This is a genomic window from Streptomyces niveiscabiei (assembly GCF_001419795.1).
Taxonomy (GTDB): Bacteria; Actinomycetota; Actinomycetes; order Streptomycetales; family Streptomycetaceae; genus Streptomyces; species Streptomyces niveiscabiei.
This window is the reverse complement of the sequence record NZ_LIRL01000773.1, coordinates 1-2,829: the sequence shown is the minus strand read 5'-3', so window position 1 is coordinate 2,829 and position 2,829 is coordinate 1. Positions and strand designations below refer to the sequence as shown.

Sequence of the window (2,829 nt, the reverse complement as noted above, 5' to 3'; positions counted from 1 at the left end):
GGGTGGGATCGGCTGGAGGGGGGCGGCCGTCAGGGCGGGGTGTGCAGCGGCCTGGGCCGTGGTCGGGCCTGCTGCCGTCAGTGCCAGGACTGCGGCCACCGCGCCGAAGACAGCGGCCCCCTTGCGGACACCGGACGTCGACGGCGCACACGCCGAGAACTGCGGGCCCGCCGGGAAGGCCGAGAACACCGAGAACGTCGAGAACCTGGACATCGAATCCCCTCACTGCCGCGCGAGGCGGCGCGGCGTACGACTCGATGTTCGGGCCCGGCACGGTGCCGGATCGATCATGCTGGGGCCCGACTTGGGGGTGGTACCAGTACCACCCCCGCGTCCGTGCCCGGCCTCACGCGAGCGGCGATCCGCTTCCCGCGACCGCTTCGGGGCGCAGCAGCGCGGCGAGGGACTCCGCCGGCAACAGGCCCTTCTCCAGGACGAGTTCGGCGACGCCCCGGCCGGTCTCCAGGGCCTCCTTGGCGATGTCGGTGGCCGCCTCGTAGCCGATGTGCGGGTTGAGGGCGGTGACGAGGCCGATGGAGTTCTCGACGGTCTCGCGCAGGCGCTCGGTGTTCGCGGTGATGCCGTCCACGCAGCGTTCGGCGAGCGTGAGGCAGGCCGCGCGCAGGTGGGTGATGGACTCGGAGAGGGAGTGCAGGATGATCGGCTCGAACGCGTTCAGCTGGAGCTGTCCGGCCTCCGCCGCCATGGTGATGGTGACGTCGTTGCCGATGACCTCGAAGGCGACCTGGTTGACGACCTCGGGGATGACCGGGTTGACCTTCCCCGGCATGATCGACGAACCGGCCTGGACGGGCGGCAGGTTGATCTCGCCGAGCCCCGCGCGCGGGCCGGAGGAGAGCAGGCGCAGGTCGTTGCAGCTCTTGGAGAGCTTGACGGCGATCCGCTTGAGGACGCCGGACATCTGGACGAACGCGCCGCAGTCCTGGGTGGCCTCGACGAGGTTCGCGGCGGTGACGAGCGGCAGGCCGGTGATGTCGGCGAGGTGGCGGCGGGCGGCCTCGGCGTATCCGGCGGGGGCGTTGAGGCCGGTGCCGATGGCGGTGGCGCCCAGGTTGATCTCATGGATCAACTCGACGGCCTCGTCAAGACGGCTGCGGTCCTCGTCAATCATGACGGCATAGGCCGAGAACTCTTGACCGAGCGTCATGGGAACCGCGTCCTGCAACTGTGTACGGCCCATCTTGAGCACGTCACGGAACTCGACGGCTTTGCGGCCGAACGCGTCCTGGAGTACAGCCATCGCCTTGAGCAGTCCACGGACCGCGAAGACCGTCGCGACCTTGACAGCCGTCGGGTAGACGTCATTGGTCGACTGGCCGAGGTTGACGTCCTCGTTGGGGTGCAGGAACTGGTACTCCCCCTTGGCGTGCCCCAGCAGTTCGAGCGCCCGGTTGGCGATGACCTCATTGGCGTTCATGTTCGTGGAGGTCCCGGCACCTCCCTGGACGACGTCGACGACGAACTGCTCGTGCAGCTTGCCCGCGCGGATCTCCCGGCACGCGGCGACGATCGCGGCGGCCTTCTCGGGGGCGAGCAGCCCGAGTTCCTCGTTGGCGAGGGCGGCGGCCTCCTTGACGGCGGCGAGGGCGTCGATGAGGTGCGGGTAGGCGGAGATGGCTGTACCGGTGATGGGGAAGTTCTCGGTGGCGCGCAGGGTGTGGACGCCCCAGTAGGCGTCGGCGGGGATGTCACGGAAGCCGAGGAGGTCGTGCTCGCTGCGGGTGACGGCGGTCATGGTGAGGGGTGTCCTCTTTCGGGTGGGTGAGGGTGTGGAGGAGCGGGGCAGGGGTACGGCGCGCACACTCGCCGCGCCCCTGCCCCGACGCCGCGCGCGCCCCGCACAGGCGGGCGCGGCGTCCGGATGCCCAGGCCTTCCCGTGAGCCGGGTGGGCGAGGGGACCTACGCGCAGGCGGGAAAGGCGACCGGATCCAGGGCGCGTACCGCGCGGACCTCGCCGACGGGTTCGCCGCCGCCGAGAAGGGGTTCGCCCGCGAACGCGGTGAGGCGGGCGGGGTCGACGCCCGCGCGCGCGAGGGCGGCGGCGGTGACCGGCACGCGCGCGCGGTCGGCGCCGTCGGAGATCTTGACGGCGACGGCGCGCCCGTCGGGCAGGGCGGCGACCTCGACGCCCTCGAAGCCGTCCTTGGCGAGCAGCCCGGGGACGGCCCGCATGAGGGCGGCGACGTCGCGGTCGGCGCCGGAGGCCAGTTCGGGGAAGTCCCGCATGGCGTCGGCGACCTTGGCCTCGGGGGTGCCCGGGACGGCGGTGGTGATGCGGGCGGCGGCGCGGGCGAGGCCGTGCAGGGAGACGGAGAACAGGGGTGCCCCGCACCCGTCGACGGTGACCTGGGCGATGCGCTGCCCGGTAAGGTCCTCGACGATCTCGGCGATGGCCTGCTGGAGGGGGTGCCCGGGGTCGAGGTAGCCCTCCAGGGGCCAGCCGTTGAGCTTGCAGGTATAGAGCATCGCCGCGTGCTTCCCGGAGCAGTTCTGCGCGAGCCGCGAGGGCCCCCGGCCGTCCCTGATCCACTGCTCGCGCTGCGCGGCGCCGTACGGCATGTCCTCGACGTTGCGCAGGTCGGACTCGGAGACGCCGGCCTCCTCCAGGATCCGCCGGGCCCCGGCGAGGTGGCGTTCCTCGCCGGAGTGGCTGGCGGCGGCCAGGGAGAGGAGTCCGCCGTCCAGGGGGAGCCCGGCGCGGACCATGGCGACGGCCTGGACGGGCTTGAGGGCGGAGCGCGGGTAGAAGGCGGCCTCGATGTCGCCGAGCTGGAGGGTGACCTCGCCGCCGGCGCCGAGGACGACGA

At 72.1% G+C, this 2,829-nt stretch carries 3 protein-coding genes; all 3 read right to left on the bottom strand.

The features are described 5' to 3' along the window. The coding region (locus AOK24_RS48805) for a hypothetical protein (RefSeq protein WP_206191308.1) at positions 1–213 on the bottom strand (213 nt) is incomplete at its 3' end. Positions 214–346: 133 nt separating this feature from the next. Next, positions 347–1,756, bottom strand: a complete 1,410-nt coding sequence (gene aspA, locus AOK24_RS33185; protein ID WP_055723722.1) for an aspartate ammonia-lyase — start codon at positions 1,754–1,756, stop codon at positions 347–349. A gap of 165 nt (positions 1,757–1,921) precedes the next feature. Next, a partial coding sequence (locus tag AOK24_RS33180) for an asparaginase (protein ID WP_055723721.1) occupies positions 1,922–2,829 on the bottom strand: 908 nt, incomplete at its 5' end.

Excerpts from the sequence above, each read along its gene's own strand:
- aspA (WP_055723722.1), bottom strand. The coding sequence starts at position 1,756 with ATGACCGCCGTCACCCGCAGCGAGCACGACCTCCTCGGCTTCCGTGAC.